Annotated in this window: 23 protein-coding genes; 13 read left to right on the forward strand and 10 right to left on the reverse strand. The window is 52.6% G+C overall.

Annotated elements, in window-relative coordinates; genetic code table 11:
* The 5 genes from KD147_RS05525 to KD147_RS05545 are packed head-to-tail and all read left to right on the forward strand — an operon-like array spanning position 1 to position 3,744.
* Positions 1-732 (forward strand): SURF1 family protein, encoded by a 732-nt coding sequence (locus KD147_RS05525; protein ID WP_212547177.1) that lies wholly within the window; start codon positions 1-3, stop codon positions 730-732.
* Positions 719-1,222: a redox-active disulfide-containing membrane protein gene (locus KD147_RS05530; RefSeq protein ID WP_212547178.1), complete on the forward strand. Its 504-nt coding sequence runs from the start codon at positions 719-721 to the stop codon at positions 1,220-1,222. The genes KD147_RS05525 and KD147_RS05530 overlap by 14 nt, the downstream gene beginning before the upstream one ends.
* Before the next feature lie 10 nt (positions 1,223-1,232).
* Positions 1,233-2,222 (forward strand): COX15/CtaA family protein, encoded by a 990-nt coding sequence (locus KD147_RS05535; protein ID WP_212547179.1) that lies wholly within the window; start codon positions 1,233-1,235, stop codon positions 2,220-2,222.
* An 18-nt stretch (positions 2,223-2,240) separates the two neighbouring features.
* A complete protein-coding gene (gene cyoE, locus KD147_RS05540) occupies positions 2,241-3,149 on the forward strand; it encodes a heme o synthase (protein WP_212547180.1) in 909 nt (302 codons plus the stop codon).
* Positions 3,139-3,744, forward strand: a complete 606-nt coding sequence (locus KD147_RS05545; RefSeq protein ID WP_212547181.1) for an SCO family protein — start codon at positions 3,139-3,141, stop codon at positions 3,742-3,744. Before cyoE ends, KD147_RS05545 begins: the two co-directional genes overlap by 11 nt.
* 9 nt (positions 3,745-3,753) lie before the next feature.
* On the opposite strand, the gene KD147_RS05550 is transcribed toward KD147_RS05545, so the two are convergent.
* Positions 3,754-4,785, reverse strand: a complete 1,032-nt coding sequence (locus KD147_RS05550; protein WP_212547182.1) for a polysaccharide deacetylase family protein — start codon at positions 4,783-4,785, stop codon at positions 3,754-3,756.
* Here KD147_RS05550 and dinF point away from each other — a divergent pair.
* Positions 4,765-6,099, forward strand: coding sequence for an MATE family efflux transporter DinF (dinF, locus tag KD147_RS05555; RefSeq protein WP_212547183.1), 1,335 nt, complete (start codon positions 4,765-4,767; stop codon positions 6,097-6,099). The genes KD147_RS05550 and dinF overlap by 21 nt on opposite strands.
* Here dinF and KD147_RS05560 read toward each other — a convergent pair.
* Both KD147_RS05560 and nfuA read right to left on the reverse strand, forming a co-directional pair.
* Entirely contained in the window at positions 6,044-6,340 is a 297-nt protein-coding gene (locus KD147_RS05560) for a hypothetical protein (protein WP_234399077.1), read from the reverse strand. The two genes, dinF and KD147_RS05560, sit on opposite strands and share 56 nt — an antisense overlap.
* Complete coding sequence (gene nfuA / locus KD147_RS05565; protein ID WP_212547184.1) at positions 6,318-6,893, reverse strand: Fe-S biogenesis protein NfuA; 576 nt, start codon at positions 6,891-6,893, stop codon at positions 6,318-6,320. Before nfuA ends, KD147_RS05560 begins: the two co-directional genes overlap by 23 nt.
* A 150-nt stretch (positions 6,894-7,043) precedes the next feature.
* On the opposite strand from nfuA, the gene KD147_RS05570 reads away from it, so the two are divergent.
* Positions 7,044-9,611: a M14 family metallopeptidase gene (locus tag KD147_RS05570; protein WP_212547185.1), complete on the forward strand. Its 2,568-nt coding sequence runs from the start codon at positions 7,044-7,046 to the stop codon at positions 9,609-9,611.
* An 81-nt stretch (positions 9,612-9,692) separates the two neighbouring features.
* On the opposite strand, the gene KD147_RS05575 is transcribed toward KD147_RS05570, so the two are convergent.
* Entirely contained in the window at positions 9,693-10,382 is a 690-nt protein-coding gene (locus KD147_RS05575; RefSeq protein WP_212547186.1) for a ComF family protein, read from the reverse strand.
* Between the two features lie 89 nt (positions 10,383-10,471).
* On the opposite strand from KD147_RS05575, the gene bioH reads away from it, so the two are divergent.
* Entirely contained in the window at positions 10,472-11,218 is a 747-nt protein-coding gene (bioH, locus tag KD147_RS05580) for a pimeloyl-ACP methyl ester esterase BioH (RefSeq protein WP_105253586.1), read from the forward strand.
* A gap of 63 nt (positions 11,219-11,281) precedes the next feature.
* Positions 11,282-11,590 carry a hypothetical protein gene (locus tag KD147_RS05585; RefSeq protein WP_105253587.1) on the forward strand — a complete coding sequence of 103 codons (309 nt, stop codon included), beginning with the start codon at positions 11,282-11,284 and terminating at the stop codon, positions 11,588-11,590.
* A gap of 61 nt (positions 11,591-11,651) precedes the next feature.
* Here the strand turns inward: KD147_RS05585 and KD147_RS05590 are convergent, their stop codons facing one another.
* From KD147_RS05590 to KD147_RS05600, 3 genes are all read right to left on the reverse strand, one after another.
* Positions 11,652-13,997: a Tex family protein gene (locus tag KD147_RS05590; RefSeq protein WP_212547187.1), complete on the reverse strand. Its 2,346-nt coding sequence runs from the start codon at positions 13,995-13,997 to the stop codon at positions 11,652-11,654.
* A gap of 135 nt (positions 13,998-14,132) precedes the next feature.
* Positions 14,133-14,711, reverse strand: coding sequence for a CBS domain-containing protein (locus KD147_RS05595; RefSeq protein ID WP_105253589.1), 579 nt, complete (start codon positions 14,709-14,711; stop codon positions 14,133-14,135).
* Positions 14,712-14,748: 37 nt separating this feature from the next.
* A complete protein-coding gene (locus KD147_RS05600) occupies positions 14,749-15,063 on the reverse strand; it encodes a hypothetical protein (RefSeq protein ID WP_212547188.1) in 315 nt (104 codons plus the stop codon).
* Between the two features lie 76 nt (positions 15,064-15,139).
* Between KD147_RS05600 and greB the strand changes: the two genes are divergently transcribed.
* The 3 genes from greB (at position 15,140) to envZ (ending at position 17,762) form a co-directional block, all read left to right on the forward strand.
* Positions 15,140-15,622: a transcription elongation factor GreB gene (greB, locus tag KD147_RS05605; RefSeq protein WP_105253591.1), complete on the forward strand. Its 483-nt coding sequence runs from the start codon at positions 15,140-15,142 to the stop codon at positions 15,620-15,622.
* 100 nt (positions 15,623-15,722) lie between these two features.
* A complete protein-coding gene (ompR, locus tag KD147_RS05610) occupies positions 15,723-16,442 on the forward strand; it encodes an osmolarity response regulator transcription factor OmpR (protein WP_105188058.1) in 720 nt (239 codons plus the stop codon).
* Positions 16,443-17,762, forward strand: a complete 1,320-nt coding sequence (gene envZ, locus KD147_RS05615) for a two-component system sensor histidine kinase EnvZ (RefSeq protein WP_212547189.1) — start codon at positions 16,443-16,445, stop codon at positions 17,760-17,762.
* Between the two features lie 150 nt (positions 17,763-17,912).
* Here envZ and KD147_RS05620 read toward each other — a convergent pair whose 3' ends face one another.
* The 3 genes from KD147_RS05620 to hslR all read right to left on the reverse strand — a co-directional run bounded on the left by KD147_RS05620 (position 17,913) and on the right by hslR (position 20,980).
* Positions 17,913-19,451 (reverse strand): phosphoenolpyruvate carboxykinase, encoded by a 1,539-nt coding sequence (locus KD147_RS05620; protein WP_105188056.1) that lies wholly within the window; start codon positions 19,449-19,451, stop codon positions 17,913-17,915.
* Positions 19,452-19,721: 270 nt separating this feature from the next.
* Complete coding sequence (gene hslO / locus KD147_RS05625) at positions 19,722-20,570, reverse strand: Hsp33 family molecular chaperone HslO (protein WP_105253593.1); 849 nt, start codon at positions 20,568-20,570, stop codon at positions 19,722-19,724.
* Positions 20,571-20,578: 8 nt separating this feature from the next.
* Complete coding sequence (gene hslR / locus KD147_RS05630; protein ID WP_105253594.1) at positions 20,579-20,980, reverse strand: ribosome-associated heat shock protein Hsp15; 402 nt, start codon at positions 20,978-20,980, stop codon at positions 20,579-20,581.
* A 267-nt stretch (positions 20,981-21,247) separates the two neighbouring features.
* Between hslR and gspC the strand changes: the two genes are divergently transcribed.
* Positions 21,248-22,117, forward strand: a complete 870-nt coding sequence (gene gspC / locus KD147_RS05635) for a type II secretion system protein GspC (RefSeq protein ID WP_349304670.1) — start codon at positions 21,248-21,250, stop codon at positions 22,115-22,117.
* Positions 22,118-22,126: the final 9 nt, after the last annotated feature.

Raw genomic sequence — 22,126 nt, forward strand, 5'->3', positions numbered from 1 at the left:
GTGTTTACAGGTAAGCTTAGCGCAATTTTATGGACTGGGTTGGTTATCCTTGCGGTAACTGTTTGTACTCGCTTGGGTTTTTGGCAGCTTGAACGGGCGGAACAAAAGCAGGAGCGACAACAGCTGCTGGATTCCTGGTCGGCACAGGGGGTCATGCCTTTAACCAAGGCGCTACGCCATATCGAAAGCGAAGACGCCACCGGTTTGCAGGTAGGCTTCGACGCCAAGTTGCAGCGCGAATACTGGCTGCTGGACAATCAGGTGTATCAGGGCCGGGTCGGCTATGATCTGCTGGTACTGGCCTTGCCTCCGGGTTCCAGCCATTGGCTGCTGGTCAATCTGGGCTTTGTGCCGGCGCCAAGCGCACGCAGTGAACTGCCCGCCATTGAGCTGCCAGAGCAGCTCACCCTGACCCAGGCGCTGGTCAAAGAAGGTACCCTGGCGCAGTTTACCCTGAGCGACGCCCGGGCGGAGCAGGGCTGGCCTAAGCGCATTCAACAGATTGCCATTACTCAGATGAGCGAGCAAACCCGCAAACCCATTCACCCTTTTATGGTCTATGCCCAGCACCGAGTCGAGGGCATAGGCGCTATCCCCCATTATCAGCCGGTCACCATGTCGGCCGACAAACACAGGGCCTACGCCTGGCAGTGGTTTTTAATCGCCCTGGCGGCCCTGGTGATTGCCGTAAGTGCCTATTGGCGAGCAAGGAGAACGCATGCAGCTACCTAAACCCCTTCTGTTATTTATCGGCTGCTTTCTGCTGCCCATTGTGGCCGCCGTGGCGGTTTTGTATTCCGGCTGGTTGCCCGGCCATCAGAGCAATCAGGGGCGACTGATGACTGAGCAGGTGGAGCTGAGCGACTGGCAGCAATACCCGCCGTCGCCCTGGACCATAGCCCTGGTCAATAGCGACCCCTGTCAGGGCTGCGTGCAGCAATGGCAAGACTTGCAGTCCCTGTATGTAGCCCTGGGTAAAAATCAGGATAAGGTGCGCATTGCCGTGTTAGGGAAGGAAGCGCCAGCGACGAAAGACATGCCCAGTATTCATATCAACAGTGCCCCGGCGCAGCTTAACGCCGGCAGCCTGTATTTAATCGATCACCATGGTTTGGTGGTCCTGGAGTATGACTATGCTCCACAAGCCGACGCCAACCGCTTGGTACACAAGGGGTTGTTGAAGGACTTAAAAAAACTACTCAATTATGCGCGTAGCAGTTAAAGAGGCCAGTATGACAAAAAACTATAAATTTCTGGTGTTAAGTACGGCTTTATTGGCCGTGTTGGTGGTGGGTCTGGGTGCTTATACCCGTTTGAGCGATGCCGGGCTGGGGTGCCCGGATTGGCCCGGCTGTTATGGCTTTTTAACCGTGCCCGACAAGGCCCATGAAATAGCCGCGGTGCAGGAAAACTTTCCCGGTATGGAGGTAGATCAGGGTAAGGCGCTCAAGGAAATGGTGCATCGCTACTTTGCCGGCACCCTAGGGCTGTTGATCCTCGCCATTGCCATGTATGCCTGGCGTCATGGCAAACGCATTCATATGCCGGTACGTTTGCCCACCGTGCTGTTGCTCTTGGTGATCTTCCAGGCCATGTTGGGCATGTGGACGGTGACCATGAACCTGCAGCCCCTGGTGGTGATGGGCCACCTGCTCGGTGGCTTTTCCATCGCCAGTCTGCTGTGGCTCTTGTATTTACGTTACTACAGTCGCCCCGTGCCCGGCGGTGATGCCGGTGCTAAGGCGATGCAGGGCTGGAGCATGGCAGCCCTGTGCATGGTAGTAGTGCAGATTGCCTTGGGAGGCTGGTTGGCGGCCAACTATGCCGCCGCTCACTGTGTTGGTTTTCCGCTGTGCGAAGGCAGCGAGGCGTTCTCCCTGGCCGAGGTGTTCCACTTGCCTATGGAGCACGCCAATTACGAGTATGGGGTGCTCTCCTACGAGTCGCGCATGTCCATTCATCTGCTGCATCGCTTTGGCGCCTTGATGACCCTGCTGATTGTCGGCACCGCCATGTGGCGGGTATATAAGGGCGCTTATTCGCGCACCATTAAAAATGCGGCGCTGGCGGTCTGTGCCGCCTTGACGACTCAGCTTACCCTGGGAATTGCCCTGATCTATTTGCAGATCCCCTTGTTGATGGCGCTGGCGCATAACCTGATGGCTCTGCTGTTGCTGCTCACTCTGGTGCGGCTGTGCTATTTACAAAAACGAAAATGTTAGGCGCGAAGGAGAAGAATTATGAGTAAAGCTATAACCTTAACGAGCTCTCTGTCGCACTGTGCAAGCTGGCGCGACTACCTGGCCATGTGCAAGGGCAAGGTGGTGCTGATGCTGGTGCTGACCGCCTGGGTTGGCCTGGCCCTGGCGCCGGATACGGGCCGCTCCTGGATGCTGCAGCTGTTCAGCCTGCTAGGCATTGGCCTGTTATCGGCGGCGGCGGCGGTGATCAACCATATCGTCGACCGTGAAATTGACAGCAAAATGGCGCGCACCCGCCACCGTCCGGTGGCGGTAGGCAAGGTCAGCGAGGGTCGAGGCTTTGCCTTTGCGGCGGTGATCGGTGGCATTGGTTTTGTTGCCCTGGTCGGCGCTGCCAACTGGCTGACCGCGCTGCTGACGCTGCTGGCCCTGGTTGGCTATGCGGTGGTCTATACCCTGTTTCTGAAACGGGCGACGCCACAAAATATCGTGATTGGTGGTTTGGCCGGTGCTATGCCGCCGTTATTGGGCTGGGTTAGTGAAACCGGGCAGTTGGCCGCCGCGCCTTGGCTTTTGGTGATGATCATCTTTGCCTGGACGCCGCCGCACTTTTGGGCCCTGGCCATTGCTCGTGAAGCGGATTACCGCCGCGCCAATATTCCCATGCTGCCGGTCACCCATGGCATTGATTTTTGTAAAACCTGTGTGCTGGGTTATACCATATTGCTGGCTTTGGTGTGTGTGTTGCCCTATCTGATTGGCATGTCTGGGCTTTTCTATTTGCTGGCGGCGTCGGCGCTTAACCTGATGTTTATCGCCTATGCCTGGCGTTTAAAGCGCGAGCCTCAGCATCAATCGGCAATGCGTGTTTTTAAGTTCTCTATCCTGCATTTAATGTTACTCTTTGTCGCATTATTTATTGATAAGTGGGTATTTTATGTCGCTTAAATGGTGGCTGATCGGGGCACTGACGGGATTGACGCTGGGGTGCTCTAAGCCGGAGTTGCTGGTGGAGGCCCTGGTCTATGAGCAGCCGCGGGTGATTAATGCCTTTAGTTTGGAAGATCAGCATGGTCAGCCCGTGGGTGTGGCCGATCTGCAGGGCCAGTGGGACTTGCTGTTTTTAGGCTACACCAGCTGCCCCGATGTCTGCCCCATGACGCTGGCGAAATTGCGCCAGGTCGATACCCAGGTCAATCGCAACGACCTTAATGTGTGGTTTGTCTCCGTGGATCCCCAGCGTGATACCGCCGCCAAACGCCGCCAGTACATCACCTACTTTAACCCTCAGTATAAGGCGGTTTCGGCGCCGCATAAGCAGCTCTACCCCTTTGTGCAGAACCTGGGGCTGATGTATGCCATTAGCGAACAGCAAGAGGGCGATTATCTGGTGGACCACAGTGCGTCTGTGGTGCTGGTGGACCCGCATGGGAAGATCCGCGCCATTTTTAAGCCTGAATTTGTCGCCGGCTCGGTACCGACCATCAATACCGAGGTCATGGTACGCGAGCTAAAGGCGATTATTGACTATTACCCCGATTAGCACTCGGTATCAGCCCTGGGTGATCACCCAGGGTTGGGAGAACCACAAATAGCGTCCCGGTTTGTGCTGCGAGGGCGCGGTGCAGTTATAGCGGGCGCGGCCGGGTTTTAAATCCTGCTTGGCCTGTACCATCACCCGATTACCATCCAACCAGGTCAGCTCGGCTCGGCCCTGGCCGGAAACATAACAAGCAAACTGATTGTTATGAAAGCCCTTTTTGGCAAACTCCAAGGTGACTTTGGGGCGCGGCTCGGCGGTGACAGTGTCTTTGTAGTCGATCTTTGCCAGGGCGAAGGGCAGGGAGTCGAGCTTGGTCGCCAGGGTTTCTAGGTCGGCATAAAATCCCGATGCGGGAAAGCGCGGCAAACGGGTAAAATCATTATCCGGGCCCAGGGCGCCCGAGTGCTGACCTATGCCGACATAACCCAATTCCTTCACCAGCTGCTGCAGTGTCTTGTCGAACTCGCCATAGGGATAGGCCAGGTATTTCAGGCTGTAGCCTATTTCTTCTTCGATCCGCTTTTCGGCCGTGGTGAGGTCGGTTTTAATGCGACTACGCCATTGCTCTTCGCTTTCACCCTCGAGGCGATGATGAAGATAATCATGGCGACCGCTGTGGTTGGCGATCAGAGCGCCCTGCTTGCTGAGCTCCTTGAGTTGGGCCCAGGTCATCACATAGCCTTGCTGTTCGTCGATCAGGGCGGGATTGACGAAGATGGTGTAGGGGTAGCCAAATTCCGCCAGTATCGGGGCGGCCTGTTCGATATTATTGTCATAGCCGTCATCAAAGGTGATGGCCAGGGTTTTATCGTCAAAGGTTTGCCCTTGTTGCAGGCCGCTTAGCAGTGTATCCAGGGCAACCACCTTATAATCGTGTTGCTGCAAATACTGTAAATGGGCGCGAAAGGTATCGGCTTCGACACTGGTGACCTTGGGCAGGGTTTTACTGACGTGATGATACTGTAAAATAACCGCTGCCTGGGCAGAGGCGCCAATCAGGGCGCATAAAGAGAAGAACAAATGGGACAATTTTCTATACATAACAACACTCACCATAAAAGCTTATTGCTGCTCGCCGGGCCCATGATTCTATCTAATATCACGGTGCCTTTGCTAGGCCTGGTTGATACCGCAGTGATCGGCCATCTCGGCAGCGCCCATTATTTAGCAGGTATTGCCCTGGGCGCAACGGTTATTTCCATGTTGTTTTGGCTCGCCGGCTTTTTGCGTATGAGCACCACCGGGCTTATCGCCGCCGCCTTTGGCGCCGAAGACAAGCAAGAGCTGGTGCAGGCGCTGCAAAAAAGCCTGCTGCTGGCGCTGGCGGTGGCGCTGCTTCTCCTGCTGCTGCAAAAACCCCTGGGGGCGCTGATGGCAGTGTTGGCCGATGCCTCGGAGCAGACCATGGAGCAGGCCTTTAATTATTTTTATATTCGTATTTATAGCGCCCCGGCGGCCTTGGCGAACCTGGTGCTGCTGGGTTGGATGCTCGGCGTGCAATACGGGCGCGGGCCATTTTTACTGGTGCTGCTCACCAATGTCGTTAACATCGCCCTGGATATTCTCTTTGTGGTTGGCTTCGGCTGGGGCGTTAAGGGGGCGGCGCTGGCCTCGGTGATCGCCGATTATTGTGCCCTGGCCTTTGCCCTGTGGTTGGTGTCGCGATTGTTTGCCAAGCTGCATCTGCGCTGGTGTTGGTCCTTTGGTGCCCGCTTGTTACAACTGGGCGCCTTGTTGCGCCTCAATGGCGATATTTTCCTGCGCTCCTTAATGCTGCAGCTGTGTTTTAGCTTTATGACCTTTTACGGTGCTCGCTTAGGGGATGTGGTCTTGGCCGCCAATGCGGTGCTGATGAACTTTCTGCTGTTGATCAGCTTTGCCATGGATGGCATTGCCTATGCCGCCGAGGCCAAGGTGGGGCAGGCGCGCGGCGCAAAATGTGTACGCCGTATTAAATTGTGGGTAAGTGTTAGCTTACAGTGGGGTGCTTTATTTGCGGTCATTTATGCCCTGGGCTTCTATGTTTTTGGGGAGCAGGTGATCCGTTTGCTGACCGATGTGCCCGAGGTCAATAGCCTGGCCATCGCCTATTTGCCCTGGCTGGTCCTGATGCCGTTAATCGCCATGAGTTGCTTTTTATTCGACGGGATTTTTGTTGGCCTGATGCGCGCCAAGGATATGCGCAATACCATGATGCTTTCCGCCGCGGTGGGTTTTTTCGGCGTCTTTGTGTTAACTCAAGGCTGGGGCAATCACGCCCTGTGGGCGGCCATGACCGCCTTTATGGCGCTGCGCGGTATTAGCCTGGCGGTGCGTTATCGTCAGTTGGTAAAGGCGGATGCGTTGCTGCAATAACCTGAGCGAAGCGATTGGCAAAAATGCCGAGATACCCCCAGATTGCGAAAAATAACGCCACCACGAGGAATAACAGGCCGGGAATTTGCCACCAGGGCTGATAAAAGTAGCCCAGTGCAATAAAGGCGACGGCAAGGGCAAAAAGCCCAAGGCCAATCAGGAAGCGTTTGAGGCTGCGCTTGGGCTCTGAGCCCAAGCGATAAATCAGCGCCGCAAACTTAGTAGTAGGAGTGGTCGCCACGGTTGTGTTCGGTAATATCACGGACACCGGTAATTTCGCTGAATTTAGCGATCATTTCCTTCTCGATGCCCTCTTTTAGCGTGACATCGATCATAGAACAACCATTACAGCCGCCGCCAAACTGCAGCACGGCAATACCTTCTGCGGTGATCTCAACCAACTGCACCTGACCGCCGTGGTTAGCCAACTGAGGGTTTACCTCGGTTTGCAGCATGTGCTCAACCTGCTCTTCCAGTGAGGCATCGTCTGATAGCTTACGGGCCTTGGCATTAGGTGCCTTAAGGGTCAATTGCGTGCCCATTTTATCGGTGACGAAATCGATTTCCGCTTCTTCTAGAAAAGGCGCACTTTCTTTGTCTACTACCGCATCAAAACCGTTGAAGTTAAGACGAATGTCATCTTCTTCAACCGCATCGGCCGGGCAATACGATACGCCACATTCGGCTTGAGAGGTACCAGGATTGACAACGAATACACGGATATTGGTGCCATTTGCTTGTTCTGAAAGCAGTTTTGCAAAGTGACTTTGCGCGGTTTCTGAAATTGTGATCATAGTAACAACACTATACTTGACTGTTTTACTCGGTTAATGGCTATGATACTCCGCTCGTCGCGTTGTCGCCAGTGTTGAACGTAAAAAGTTGGCTTAATTTTAAGCCGATGGTAGCGTGAGAATATGGTTTTTTAAATTCACTGTTATCTAATGCGCCGAATTCTATTTTTATTGTTAACGGTCTTTGCTTCATCCCTGGCGGCACAGCCGCTGAGCTATTACTTTGGTGATGAGGTTCAATTTGATCCCAAGGTGCCTACCCCGGCATCGGTGTTAGGTTATGAGGTTGGCCAGTGGCATGTGCGCCACGACCAGCTGGTTTATTATATGCGCGAGCTGGCCGAGCACAGCGATCGCGTGCAAATTCAAACCATAGGCTACACCCATGAGCAGCGCCCTTTGGTGATGCTGACCATAGCCGCTCCGGAGCGCTTGGCCAATATTGAACAGGTACGACAGGCGCATCTGGCCCGAGTGACGGGTGAAAGCAATGATGCATCTGCAACTGCACCCGCAGTTGCACCGGCAGTCATGTACATGGGTTACAGTGTCCATGGTAATGAACCCTCGGGCAGTAATGCTTCGCTTCTGGTGGCCTATTATCTGGCCGCAGCACAAGATACGCGCGTTGAGCGCCTGTTGCAGGAAACCGTGATCCTGCTCGACCCCTCGTTAAATCCGGACGGACTGGCACGCTTTGCCAACTGGGCCAATTCGAATCGCGCCATGGTGCCGAGCGCCGATCCCAATACTCGCGAGCACAATGAAAACTGGCCTAGCAGCCGTACCAACCATTACTGGTTCGATCTCAACCGCGACTGGTTATTGCTCCAGCACCCGGAATCGCGCGCCCGTATCGCCCAGTTCCAGGCCTGGCAGCCCAATGTGCTGACCGACTTTCATGAGATGGGACCAAACAGCACCTTCTTCTTCCAGCCGGGCATTCCAACACGTAAAAACCCGCTGACACCGGAGAAAAACGTGGATTTGACCAAGGCCATCGCCGAGCACCACGCCCGTATTCTCGACAGCCATGACCGCCTCTATTTTACCGAGGAAGCATTCGATGATTTTTACGTGGGTAAGGGCTCGACCTACCCGGATGTAAACGGCAGCGTGGGTATCCTTTTCGAGCAGGGCAGCAGCCGTGGTCATGTGCAAGACACCATTAATGGTCGCTTGGAGTTTCCATTTACTATTAAAAACCAGCTACTGACTAACTTCTCTACCTTTGATGCCGTGCTCGAAAAGCGCGAGCAGTTACTCGACTACCAGGCGGACTTTTTCAAGCAGGCGACGAAACTGGCCGATAAGGACAAGGTAAAAGGCTATGTGGTCAGCGCCCCTAAAGATTCGACGCGCCTGCACAGTTTCCTGGCGATTTTGGCGCAGCATCAAATCCAGGCTTATGCCCTAGAGGAAGACGCGAGCATAGACAAACAGCGCTTCAGCGCACAGAGCAGCTACTTTGTGCCCTTAGCGCAGCGTCAGTATCGCTTGATCAAAAGCATATTTAGCGAGCAGCAGAACTTTGTCGATAACACCTTCTATGATGTTTCCGGCTGGACCTTGGCCCATGCCTTTAACCTGGAATTTAAGGCGCTCGAGAGCGTTCGTGGTGTGGATGTTGCGACACAGCCCTGGTCACCGCGCAGCAGTGCGTCGCAACAGGAGTTGCAACCCCATTACGCCTTTGCCTTTGAGTGGTTCGACTATCACGCCCCTAAACTGCTAACCAAGCTGTTGCAGCAGGGGATTGAGGCGCGCGTCGCCCTGGCGCCCTTTACCGCCAGCAGTGATGGCCAAAGCCGTGATCTGGCCGCCGGTTCCATAGTGGTAGCCGCCGGTCTGCAGCAGCGCGATGACTGGTTAGCAGTCTTAAAGCAAGTCAGCGCCGAATTTGATATTGATGTGTACGGCATCGACTCTGGCTTGACCAGTCGTGGTGTCGACCTGGGTTCGCGCCAGCTCGCCCCGGTGAAGTTGCCTAAGGTCCTGCTGGTAGGCGGTGAGCAGAGCAGCCAGTATGAAGTGGGTGAGCTCTGGTATTACCTTGACCGTCATGTGGGCCTAACACCGAGTATTATTGAGGCCGATGAACTGACCAAGGTCGATCTTAATGCCTACACCCATATCGTTTTTGCCAACGGCCGTTACGGCACTCTGGAAAAGTCATTTAAAGCCGAGCTGCATACCTGGGTACGCCACGGCGGTGTGGTCTGGGGTCATAAGGGCGGGGCGCAATTCCTGGCCGATGAGCAGCTGTTAAAGGCCAGCTACTTGTCACGTAAGGATATGGCTGCGGCGTTTTCCACCGAGGGCCTGCATTATGGCGACAGAGATATGTTGGCGGGCAAGCAGCGTATTGCCGGCGCTATCTTCAATACCAAAATCGATCTCAGCCACCCCCTTAGTTATTCACTAACTAGGGATGAGTTGCCGGTGTTTAAAAACAGCACCTTCTTGCTCGAGCAAATGCCCGCGCCCTTCGTCAATGTGGCGACCTACACGGAAAAACCCTTGCTAGCCGGCTTTACTCATGAGCAAAATCTGGCGCAAATCGCCAAGGGCGGCGCCATCTTGGCCCACAGCTATGGCCGCGGTGCCGTGGTGGCCATGACAGACAATCCGGTATTCAGGGGCTTTTGGTATGGCACCAGCCGTATTTTCAGTAATGCCTTGTTCTTTGGCGTCCACATAGACGCCAATGCCGAGTAAACTTTATTCTTAAAGTATTGGTACTCTCCTAAGTAAAAGCCGACGTCCTAGTCGGCTTTTTTATATTAAGTGAATGGGTATTTATGTCTTGGCGGTCAGACAGACGATCCAGGCCGACACCGAGCGAGCCCCTGCCGCCTTAAGCTGCTTGGCGGCGCTATCCAAAGTCGCTCCCGTGGTCAGCACATCATCTACCAAAGCAATATCAAGGTTGCGCACATCGGCGTGTACACTAAAAGCATGGGCCAGGTTTTTTCGCCTTTGCCGAGCATTGAGCTTGGCCTGCGTCCGGGTGCCGTGGCGCCGCCGTAATAGGTTAGCGGCAAATAATGGCTGTGGCAGGGCGTCTTGCCACAGTCGCACCACCTGATTAAACCCCCGCCAGATTAGCCGCGAGGGTGCCAGCGGAATAGGGGCGACCAGGTGTGGCCAATGCCAGTCTGGCAGGCTGGCCAAGCGAGCAAAGTGATGGGTCAATAAGGCGGATAGCGCTACTTGGCGATACATGCGTTGCTGGTACTTATATTGTTTTAACCAGGTCGACAGGGGCGGGCGATACCAGTCCAGTGCCTGCAAGCTGTCGATATGGCGCAGTGGAAATTGTCGTTGAATATCGGCGCGCAGAAGTAAATCTTCCTGCAAGGCGGCGTTGATGCCAACAAAGGCATTGATGCAATGACTGCATATTTGTTGTCCGGCCCCAAGGGGCTGAGCACAGAGCTGGCAGTATTGCGGGAACAGCCAGGCACAGGCTTTTGTGAATGCGTCCATTGCATAAGCCTTTATTCGCGTTAATAATGCAGGTGTCGGCGCGTAATGCGCGACGGGGCTTTAATAATAGTGGATGCGGAACAGCTTAAATGCAAAAACAACTGGTGTTGCTTCATGGTTGGGGTATGAACCGTGAAGTATGGGAATTGATCAGCCCAGAGCTTAACTTTATTTTTGACGGCGATGTGCGGGCGCTCGACTTGCCCGGCTATGGTCATGCCCAACCGCCACAGGGCGAAGGGTTTCACTCGGATCTGCCGACCATGGCCAAGCAGCTAGCGGATCAACTGCAAGACGGTTCCATCCTCGCCGGTTGGTCTCTCGGTGGTCTGGTTGCCCTGTATCTGGCCCATTTTTATCCGCACAAGGTGAGTAAGGTGATTTTAATCGCCTCAACGCCATTCTTTAGTCAAAGCCCAAACTGGCCGGGGATCAAGAACTCGGTGTTGGAGCAATTTAATCAGCAGTTAATCGAAAACAGTGCCAAAACCATAGAGCGTTTCCTTGCTATTCAGGCCATGGGCAGCGAGTCGGCACGCCAGGATATCAAACAACTGAAGAAGCTGATCCAACAGGCGCCTAGTACCTCGGAGCAGGTGTTGAAGCAGGGGCTGGAAATTCTGGAATATCAGGATCTAAGGCAAGAATTTGCGCACCTGAAGCAGCCCGTAGGGGCTATTTTCGGGCGCCTGGATGCCCTGGTGCCTTACAAAGCCATCGAGCAAATGCAGAAATTACGACCGCATTTGGAAATCGAAGTGTTGGACAAGGCGTCGCATGCTCCTTTTATCTCCCATAAGGACGAGTTTGTTGCGGCCCTAAAAGCCATGCTTTAGTCGGGTTTTATTCGCACGTTTTTTGCGCAACAATAGCCAAAGGAGCAGCCTTGGAGAAAGTTGATGGCGGTAGCAATGATTTTTAATGCGGGAGTGGACGGTTTTGCCCGTGCACAGCAAGACGCGACGCAGGCCAGTGCCAATATTAACCGCGCCACCACTGGCCAGCTAGATGCACAGCAATTGCAGCTGGGGCGTCAACCTCAGGGCGCCAGCAATGGCGAAACCCTGATAGCTCCTGTGGCAGAAACGCCCCGTGTTGAGCAGGAACTGGTGAATTTACAGGTCGCCGAGTTGCAGGCCAAGGCCAGCGCCCGGGTGATTAGCAGCGCCGATGAGCTATTGGGCACCATTATCGATATTCGCGCTTAGCAGCCAATTACAAGCATAAAAAAACGCAGCCTAGGCTGCGTTTTTTCGTTGTTTTATGGCATTACTTTTTCAGCTTGGCAAAGGCTTCGGCAAAGGCGTTGCCCATGGCGGCATTGCCCTGATCCTTATTGCGGTTGCGATTATTGCCCTTGTTGCTGCTGGTCGCGGCCTTCTTCGCCGCCGGCTTAGACGTGCTCTTGGCACCCGCGCCTGCACCCGCGCTTGCACCCGCAGCAGGCAACTCGTCATTAAGACGCATGGTAAAGCTGATACGCTTACGAGCACTATCGACTTCCATCACCTTCACCTTAACGATATCGCCGGCCTTCACCACTTCGCGGGGATCGCTAATAAACTTGTCGGTCAGTGCCGAGATATGCACTAGACCATCCTGGTGCACGCCGACATCGACAAAGGCACCAAAGTTGGCGACGTTCGACACCACGCCCTCAAGCACCATGCCCGGTTTGAGATCGTTGATGGTTTCTACACCGGCTTTAAACGCCGCGGTTTTAAACTCGGGACGCGGATCGCGACCGGGTTTATGCAGTTCGCTGATGATGTCGGTGACCGTCGGCAGACCGAATTGCTCATCGGTGTAGTCAGCGGCATTCAGACCTTTTAGCACTTCGGCATTGCCGATCAAATGCGCGATATCCTGATCGTTCGCGGCACAAATATTCTTAACCAAGGGGTAGGCTTCCGGGTGCACCGCGGAGGCGTCCAAGGGATCGGCGCCACCGACGATACGCAGGAAGCCGGCGCTTTGTTCAAACGCTTTGGGTCCTAAACGCTCAACCTTTTTCAGCTCGCTACGTTTAGCGAAGGCACCATTGCTATCGCGGTATTTGACGATATTCTGCGCCAGGGTTTTGTTTAAGCCGGAGACGCGTGTCAGCAGTGGCACCGAGGCGGTGTTAACATCAACGCCGACAGCATTTACACAGTCCTCAACCACGGAAGTCAGGGTTTGTCCTAGCTGGCTTTGCGAGACATCGTGCTGGTATTGACCCACACCTATGGATTTAGGCTCGATTTTTACCAGCTCAGCCAGGGGATCCTGCAGGCGACGGGCGATAGACACGGCACCGCGCAGCGAAACATCAAGATCCGGGAACTCCTGAGCGGCGAACTCGGATGCCGAATACACGGAAGCACCGGCTTCGCTGACCATGATCTTGCTTAATTTTAACTCCGGCGCCGCCTTGAGCAGCTCGGCGACCAGTTTATCGCTTTCGCGACTGGCGGTGCCGTTACCTATGGCGATCAGCTCAACCTTGTGCTGGCGGCACAATTGCTCTAGCGTACGCAGGGATTTATCCCATTGGTTTTGCGGCGCATGAGGGAAGATGGTGCAGGTACCCAGGAGCTTGCCCGTGCTATCGACCACGGCAATCTTACAGCCGGTACGTAGACCCGGATCCAGGCCCAGGGTGACCTTGGCACCCGCCGGGGCCGCCATAAGCAGATCTTTAAGGTTTTTTGCAAAGACATCGATGGCGCAGGTTTCGGCCTGCTCGCGCATATTGGCAAGAAACTCATTTTCCAAATGCAGCGCCAGTTTCACCTTCCAGGTCCACTGTGCCACTTGTGCCAGCCATTTGCTTGCCGCCTTGCCTTCGATGGCGAGATCGAAATGACGGGCAATCATGTTAACGCACAGGGCATGACCGTCTTCGCTTTGTGCATCCGGGTTAATGCTCAGCGCTAACACTCCCTCGTTACGGGCACGTAACATGGCCAAGGCGCGGTGTGATGGAATACTGGCGATGGCTTCGCTGTGTTCAAAATAATCCTGATACTTGGCACCGGTTTTTTCCTGTCCGGCGATCACGGCACTGCTGATATGACCATGCTGTTTGATATGGCTACGCAGTTTGGCCAGCAGTTTGGCGTCTTCGGCAAAGCGTTCCATCAGGATATAACGGGCGCCGTCGAGGGCCGCTTTGCTATCGCTCACGCCCTTATCGGCGTCGACAAAACGAGCGGCTTCGCTTTCTGGCTCCAGGTTGGCGTCGTTAAGCAAGGCATCCGCAAGCGGCTCAAGGCCCGCTTCAATGGCTATTTGACCCTTGGTACGGCGCTTGGGTTTATAAGGAAGATACAGGTCTTCAAGTTCGGTTTTGGTCGCGGCGGTGGCAATGTCGGCGGCCAATTGCGACGTTAACTTATCTTGTTCGCTAATGGTTTTAATGATGAATTGGCGACGCTCTTCGAGTTCGCGCAAATAACCCAAACGTTGCTCCAAGGTGCGCAGTTGGGTGTCGTCCAGGCCACCGGTGACTTCTTTACGGTAGCGGGCAATAAATGGCACCGTAGCGCCTTCATCTAAAAGCTTAGTTGCTGCTAGCACTTGCTGTTCTTGCGCTTGTAATTCCTGCGCCAGAACGGTGGTGAGATTAGCCATTAATAACCTTATATCTTGATGCCCGTATAAGGGCGAATACGAGTAAAATTAACTGGATAATATCACAGCTTGGCACGAACGGCAGGGCAAATTTGTCGTTCGTGCCGTGCATTTTGAGCGGGCTAAAACGCCCTGTTAGTGAGGGTGTTCAACGCTGGCAACCACGTCCTGAAATGACTGTGCCACCGGGGTAATATCCAAGCCCATATTCAGGGTCTTGGCGATTTTACGGGCGCAGAGAATACCGCGGATTTGCTCATTCTCGGTTACCAACAGATAGAAGCTACCGGTTTGCTCCATGGTGCTAAGCACGTTGCCTAACGACGTATTGCGCACCGCCAGCATGGAAATGCAGGGCAACACATGCAGGGAGCGCATTACATCATGCACCATCAGCTCGCTGGGTTTTAGCCCGAGTTGCAGGGCTTGTGTGGTTACGCGAATACTTTGTAGCTCGACGCTGGAAGTGACCCCGATCACCTGGCCTTGCTCGTTCAGCACCATCAAGGCATCGGTGGGTGTGTTGCTGGCCAGTTTACGTGCCGCTGTGAGCGGGGTGTTGGCTTGAACACAAATGGGGCTTTGCAAGGTGAAGTCTTGTAAAAGGCTTAATGCGCCGCTATTAGCATCGAGTTGTAAATGTGGTTCATTTGCGGTCGCCAATTGAGCGCCGTCGACAACATGGTGAGTACGTAGTGATTTAAAATTAGTCATGATCTTTCTCCAAAAAAATTGTAAATAAAACAGTTTCTTAAGAGAAGTAGGGCGGTGCTCTTTGTTGTGCTACTGTGATCACGCGACGATTAAGCACAACGCTAGGCACAACAACCACAGGCGTATTAACTAACGCATGTTGCTTGATTGAGGGTGCTAACGGATACTCGGGGTCGTGATCGTCGTCACTATCATGATTGATAGTTTGTGCCGTATCGACCTTGATGGTAAGGCTATACTGGTCACTGGTATTGGCGGCTGAGGTAAAGAGGTGTTGGCTTGCGAGCAGGCCGGTTAAGGCGAATAACGCAAACACAAATAGCAGGTTGTACTTTAAGTTGTACTTTTGCATACCACTACCTGCCTTTAAAATTACCACATAGGGTAAATATGACCCTTTTTATATGAACGAAAACTGAACATTATTTATGAAAACGAAATTAATCACCCGTCGCGGCTATCAACAACTGCAGAGCGAACTCGATCATTTATGGCGCAGCGAGCGCCCCGAAGTGACCAAAAAAGTGGCTTGGGCGGCAAGCCTTGGCGATCGCTCTGAAAATGCCGACTATCAATATAATAAGAAGCGATTACGAGAAATTGATCGCCGAGTGAGATACTTACGCAAGCGCTTAGATGAGCTTAGGGTGGTGGATTACAGTCCACAGCAAGAGGGTAAGGTGTTTTTTGGCGCCTATGTGGAGGTTGAAGACGAGCAAGGCGAAGTGCTGGCCTTTCAAATCGTCGGCCCAGATGAAATCTACGATAACAAGGCCGTGGTTTCCATTGATGCCCCCATGGCTCGCGCTCTGTTGAAAAAGGAAGTCGATGACGAGGCCTGGGTGAACACGCCTAATGGTCGAAAGTTGTGGTATATCAATAGTATTCGCTATCAGCAAGGTGAAGAGTAAGGCGGAAAACAAATGTAACAATCTTCTTAACCTTGGGCGTTTCCCAACTCGGGTATTTCGCATATAGTTAAGGTTACAACAAGAACAATTAAGCAAGAACATGGGACAAGAAACCACCAAAATCCTCGTTGTCGATGATGATATGCGTCTGCGCAGCCTGTTAGAAAGATACCTGGTTGAGCAGGGCTTTATTGTGCGCAGTGCCGCCAACTCCGAACAGATGGATAAGCTGCTGGAGCGAGAAAACTTTCACCTCATGGTGCTTGATTTAATGCTGCCCGGTGAAGATGGCCTGTCGATCTGTCGTCGTTTACGGCAAAAGGAAAACGAAATTCCAATTGTCATGCTGACGGCGAAAGGGGACGAGGTGGATCGCATTATCGGGCTCGAGCTTGGTGCCGATGATTATATCCCTAAGCCCTTTAATCCCCGTGAGTTATTGGCCCGTGTAAAGGCGATTTTGCGTCGTCGAGCCAAAGAGGTACCCGGTGCTCCGTCCGCCGAAGAAAACCTGGTGAAATTCGGTGAATTTGCCCTTAATCTCGCGACCCGTGAGATGACCCGAGGGGATGAAGTGATTTCCCTGACCAGTGGCGAGTTCGCGGTACTCAAGGCCTTGGTATCGCATCCCCGCGAACCATTAAGCCGGGATAAGTTGATGAACCTGGCCCGAGGTCGTGATTACAGCGCCCTGGAGCGCAGTATCGATGTGCAGGTGTCGCGCCTAAGACGAATGATCGAGGTGGACGCCGCCAATCCGCGTTATATCCAAACCGTGTGGGGGCTAGGTTACGTCTTCGTACCCGACGGCAATAAATAGATGCATTTACTTCCTCGCAGCGCCTTTGGACAAACGGTTTTCCTGGTTGGCGCCCTGTTGCTGATCAACCAGGTGGTGTCCTATGTGGCGGTGAGCTTCTATGTGGTGAAGCCGACCATAGAGCAAGTGAATATCATGCTCGCCAAGCAGGTAAAAACCGTGTTTATTGGCGTTAATGATGGCGTTGAGGTAAGCGATGAGGTGTCTAAGCGTTTCCTCGAGGAAACCGGCATCGAGATCTTAACCCAGCGCGACGCCTACATTAATGGCTTAGGTGAGGCGCGGGAGTACTCCATGCTCTCAAACATCATGTCGCAACAGCTCAATGGTTCGGCGCGGGTGCGTATCAGCCAAACCGACCCCTTGGTTTATTGGATAGAGCCGCCACAAGCGCCCGGTTATTGGGTGCGGGTGCCGCTCTCCGGCTTTACCGAAGCCAATATCGAGTTTTTAACCTTCTACTTGACCAGTATCGGCTTCCTCAGTGTGCTTGGTGGTTGGCTCTTTGCCCGTCACCTCAACCGCCCGTTAAAGGCTTTGCAAGAGGCGGCGATCAAGGTGAGTAAGGGCGATTTCAGTACCGAGGTCGATGAGCAGGGCTCCACGGAAATGGTGGAAGTGACTCGGGCGTTTAATAAAATGTCCCGCGGCATTGCCGCCCTCGAGCAGGACAGACGCTTATTGATGGCCGGTGTGTCCCATGATTTGCGCACCCCCCTAACCCGGATTCGCCTGGCGACGGAAATGATGTCCGACGACGAAGACTACCTGCGTGAAGGCATTATTCATGATATCGAAGACATGAATGCCATTATCGATCAGTTTATCGAATACCTGCGTCACCACGATAAGGGTGATTATCAAAGCGAAGACCTTAACGCCCTCGTGGAAGAAGTGGTGCATGCGGAGCAGCAGCATGGTCGGGTGCAGGGGCGGGAAATTAGCGCTCATCTTAACCCCAGTTTGCCCAATGTGCCCATGAGTCATGTGGCCATTAAGCGGGTGCTGACCAATATGATCGAAAATGCCCTGCGGTACTCCGATGACGATATCCAGGTGGTGACCCACTATAACGCCCGGAAGACCCATGTGTGTGTCAGCGTTAAGGACAGAGGCCCAGGCATTCCCGAGTCGGAGCTGGAAAAGGTGTTTGCACCCTTTACCCAGGGCGATCAGGCTCGTGGCAGTGAGGGCAGTGGCCTTGGCCTGGCGATAATTAAGCGCATTATTACCATGCATAATGGTCGGGTGGAGTTAAGAAACCGCAAGGAAGGCGGTTTGTGTGCCACCATCTACCTACCCATAAAAACGTCTGAATAAAGTCGTTTTTACACCCTCTTTGCTTCCTTTTGCCCTTGCGCCGGGCACTCCTTCCACTGATTGCGCCAGAGTCTAATAACAAAAACGCCAGCATAAAGCTGGCGTTGGTGCGAATTCTCAGCGCAATGGCTAAGTTAAAGAAGTTGACCCTTAGCTATTAGGGCCAGCTTGCTTAATGGCATCAGATACGTCGTACTTAGCAAAGTTCTCGTTAAAGTCGTTCGCTAGTTTCTGTGCGTATTCTGCGTATTTCTCTTTGTCGTTCCAAGTGTTGATTGGGTTTAGAACCGCGCTATCAACGCCAGGTACGGCTACCGGTACGTCTAGGTTTAGTACGTCGATGTGCTGAGTTTCAACGTCGGCTAGTGCGCCCGATACGATGGCATCAACAACGGCACGGGTAGTCGGGATGTCGAAACGCTTACCAACACCGTAAGGACCGCCAGTCCAACCTGTGTTTACTAGGTATACCTTGGCACCGAACTCACGTACGCGCTTCATTAGAAGCTCTGCGTATACGCCAGCTGGGCGAGGGAAGAAAGGTGCGCCGAAACAAGTAGAGAAGGTTGATTCGATATCAGACGTTGAACCGATTTCAGTTGAACCTACTTTCGCAGTGTAACCGCTTAGGAAGTGGTAAGCCGCTGCTTCTTCGCTTAGTACAGAAACAGGAGGTAGTACACCGCTTACGTCACAAGTAAGGAATACCACGGCCTTAGGCTCACCGGCACGGTTTTCTTCTTTACGCTTGGCTACGTGCTCAAGTGGGTAAGCGGCACGAGTATTTTGCGTAAGTGATGAGTCGGTGTAATCAGGAGTACGCTTGTCATCAAGTACAACGTTCTCAAGGATGGTGCCGAAGCGGATAGCATCCCAGATCACTGGCTCGTTTTTCTGTGACAGGTCGATACATTTCGCGTAACAACCGCCTTCGATGTTAAATACGCTGCCAGGTGCCCAACCGTGCTCGTCATCACCGATTAGGAAACGGCTTGGATCCGCTGATAGAGTTGTTTTACCAGTACCAGATAGACCGAAGAATAGGGCGGTGTCGCCAGCTTCGCCTACGTTTGCAGAGCAGTGCATTGGTAATACACCTTTTGCTGGAAGTAGGAAGTTCTGTACTGAGAACATAGATTTCTTCATTTCGCCCGCGTAGTGCATACCAGCAAGTAGTACTTTACGCTCTGCGAAGTTGATGATTACCGTTCCGTCACTGTTAGTACCGTCACGCTCTGGCTCACATACGAACGAAGGTACATTAAGGATTTGCCACTGTGGCATGTTGGCCTTGTTGAAGTGCTCAGGCTGGATGAACATGTTTTTAGCGAAAACATGGTGCCAAGCAGTTTCAGTGGTTACAACGATTGGTAGGTAGTGCTCTGGGTCTGCACCTACTTCAAGGTGAGAAACGAAGTGGTCGTTTTGAGACACATGATTCTCAACTCGCTCCCAAAGGGCGTTGAATTTATCGGCATCGAAAGGACGGTTTACGTTACCCCATTGGATATCGTTCTCGGTGCTAGGCTCTTTAACGATAAAACGATCGTTAGGAGAGCGACCGGTACGACGACCAGTTTTGGCCACGAAAGCTCCGTTAGCAGCAAGAGAACCTTCACCACGGCGAATTGCCTGCTCGATTAGTTCTGCGGTTGTAAGATCAACAAAACGAGTAGCGCTTGAAGTCATTTTTTTACCTAAAAGTTGTGAGAGATTGAACGGTTAATCTAAAGCTGTGTGAGAGTGCTTTATATGCAAATTATAGTAACAGATGGTTTGTGCATATACGAGCTTTGAAGTCGCTAAAAATGCCCGTTTTAGGTGAAAAAACATGAATAATTTCAGTGATACCGGTGTCATGAAAAATGCATGTTTTATTGATACCGGTGTCATATTTACCCATAAAAAAACTCGGGTTTGGCCGACCCGAGTTTTTTTATGGGCTCTAATTAGCCCGGATTAATTAAAAATCGCTTTGATTTGTTCTTCGTTAAAACGGTAATCGGTTAAGCAATAATGACAGCTGATCACTATCTCGCCGTTTTCCTTTACGTCGGCGAGCAGCTCATCCTGGCCGATGTTAACCAGAGCATCCATGGTCTTTTCACGGCTACAGGTACACTTAAAACGAACCGGCTGGGGTTCGAACAGCTGCGGGTTGTCTTCGTGATACAGGCGGGTCAGCACGGTCTGGGCATCGAGGGTCAGTAGCTCCTCGTCGGTGACTGTGTCGCTGAGTGTTTCCAAATGGCTGAAATCGGCTTCCGATTTATCTCCCTGATGCACAGGCAATACCTGTAAGAACAAGCCCGCGGCGCGCTCGTGTCCTTCGCTCACATCGGTGGCAAACCACAGACGCGTGCGCAGTTGTTCAGACTGAGCAAAATACTGCTCAACACATTTAGCCAGGGTCTCGTGCTCCAGCGGTACTATGCCTTGGTAACGCTCGCCCTTGACCGGGGTGATGGTGATGATCATATGACCCTTACCCATCAACTCAAGCAGGTTGTCGCCTTTTACCTCGCCCTGCATACGGGCAACGCCGCGCATATTTTGCTCGTGGTCACCATTAATAGCGGCAAATTTAACCGGGCCATCGCCTTGGATCTGCACATTAATATGGCCTTGAAACTTTAAGGTTGCCGTGAGTAAAGAAGTCGTTACAAAGAGCTCGCCCAACAGCTTTTTAACCGGGTCCGGGTAGTTGCGTCCTTCCACCATTTTGGTGAAAGCGTCACTTACTTGCACCAACTCGCCGCGTACGTCGAGTTGCTCAAAAATATATCGATATAATAAGTCTTGCTGCATGTGTATCTCTATCTGGCTTTAAACTTGATCAGTTCACGGCGCTGTTTTTTATCCGGCTTGTGATCTGGATGCGGTGCAAAGAAGGCGTTATTTTTCCGGGCTAGCGCGTTTTCTTCGCGTTGTTGCTTACTTTGCTCTGTTTCCTCATAGCAAGTCACTGCAATGGGGGCGGCCACGCGTTTTTCAAGTAATTTAAGCACCGTAATTTGCTTTTCATCGAAGCCTTGGGCAAGGCGAATTTTAGCACCTACTTCAACCAATTTACTCGGTTTACAGCGTTGCCCGTTGTAATGCACTCGGCCGCCTTGCACCATCTCGCGAGCAAGGGCGCGGGTCTTATAAAGACGAACCGCCCAGAGCCACTTGTCTATGCGTACCTGGTCGGCTTTTTGTTCGGGGGTTTTAGTCACTGTGTTTGGCCTAATTGCAAGCCCATATAAAGAGGGGCAAAGTTAACATATAAGCAAGTGTAAAAAAAGTTGGCAAGATTGTAATACAGATGCCTTACTTAGTTTATATAGTCGTTGCCCAATTTTACATATTGCTACAGTACGCGCTTGTTGAACGCAGGTGATGAATGTACTATGTGGCGTTAGTTAACATAATGATAATAGTGAACAGTTTTGGATTTAGCCCAACTACAACAAAGGCTTAAACAGCTTCCACAGACGAAGATTGTGACTGCTATAGTGCTGGCTACGACAATATATTGTGGCTATTTAGCGGCTTCGTTGGTGTGGTTACTGTGGCCACAACCGCAAGTTACGGCGGTTATGCCGCCGGCGACGGCCTCGTCGACGGCAAAAAATGGCGTCAATATTGCCGCTATCAAGGCGGTGAAATTATTTGGTGATGCTGCGGCGGTAGTGCAGGAGCAGCCCAAGCAAGAAGTCATCAGCGACGCTCCCGAAACACGTTTAAGCATTAATCTGACCGGGGTTGTGGCGGCCACCGATGATAACAGTGCCGGTTTGGCCATTATCGAATCGCAAGGCAGTCAGGAAACCTACGGAATAGATGATGTAATTAAGGGCACCCGAGCGAAACTGGCGAAGGTTATGCCCGATCGTGCCATTTTGGACGTTAATGGTCGTTTTGAAACCCTGATGCTTGATGGTATCAGTTTTACTAAAACGGTCAGTATGCCGGTTCCGGCAAGCAAGGAGCCACAACGCTCCGGTCCTAGCCGGCAGCAGGCAAAGCAAAGTGTTAATGCCACCACCAATCCCGAGCTCAAAGCAGCGATAAAACAAAAACGCGAAGAGGTATTGGCGGATCCTGGCAAGCTAACGGACTATATTCGTGTTAGTCCGGTGCGCAACCAAGGGCAGTTGCAGGGATACAAGTTAAGCCCGGGTAAAGATCCCCAACTGTTTAAGCAGATGGGCTTAGAGAATAATGATATTGCTGTTGCGATTAATGGCTATCAACTCACCGATATGAAACAAGCAATGGCGGCTTTGCAGGAGCTTCGTTCAAGTACAGACGCGGCGATTACGGTCAACCGTAATGGTCAGCTTATCGACGTGCAATTTAGCCTGCAATAATCACAAGTG

The sequence above is a fragment of the Pseudoalteromonas sp. BDTF-M6 genome (assembly GCF_018334135.1).
Classification (GTDB): Bacteria; Pseudomonadota; Gammaproteobacteria; order Enterobacterales; family Alteromonadaceae; genus Pseudoalteromonas.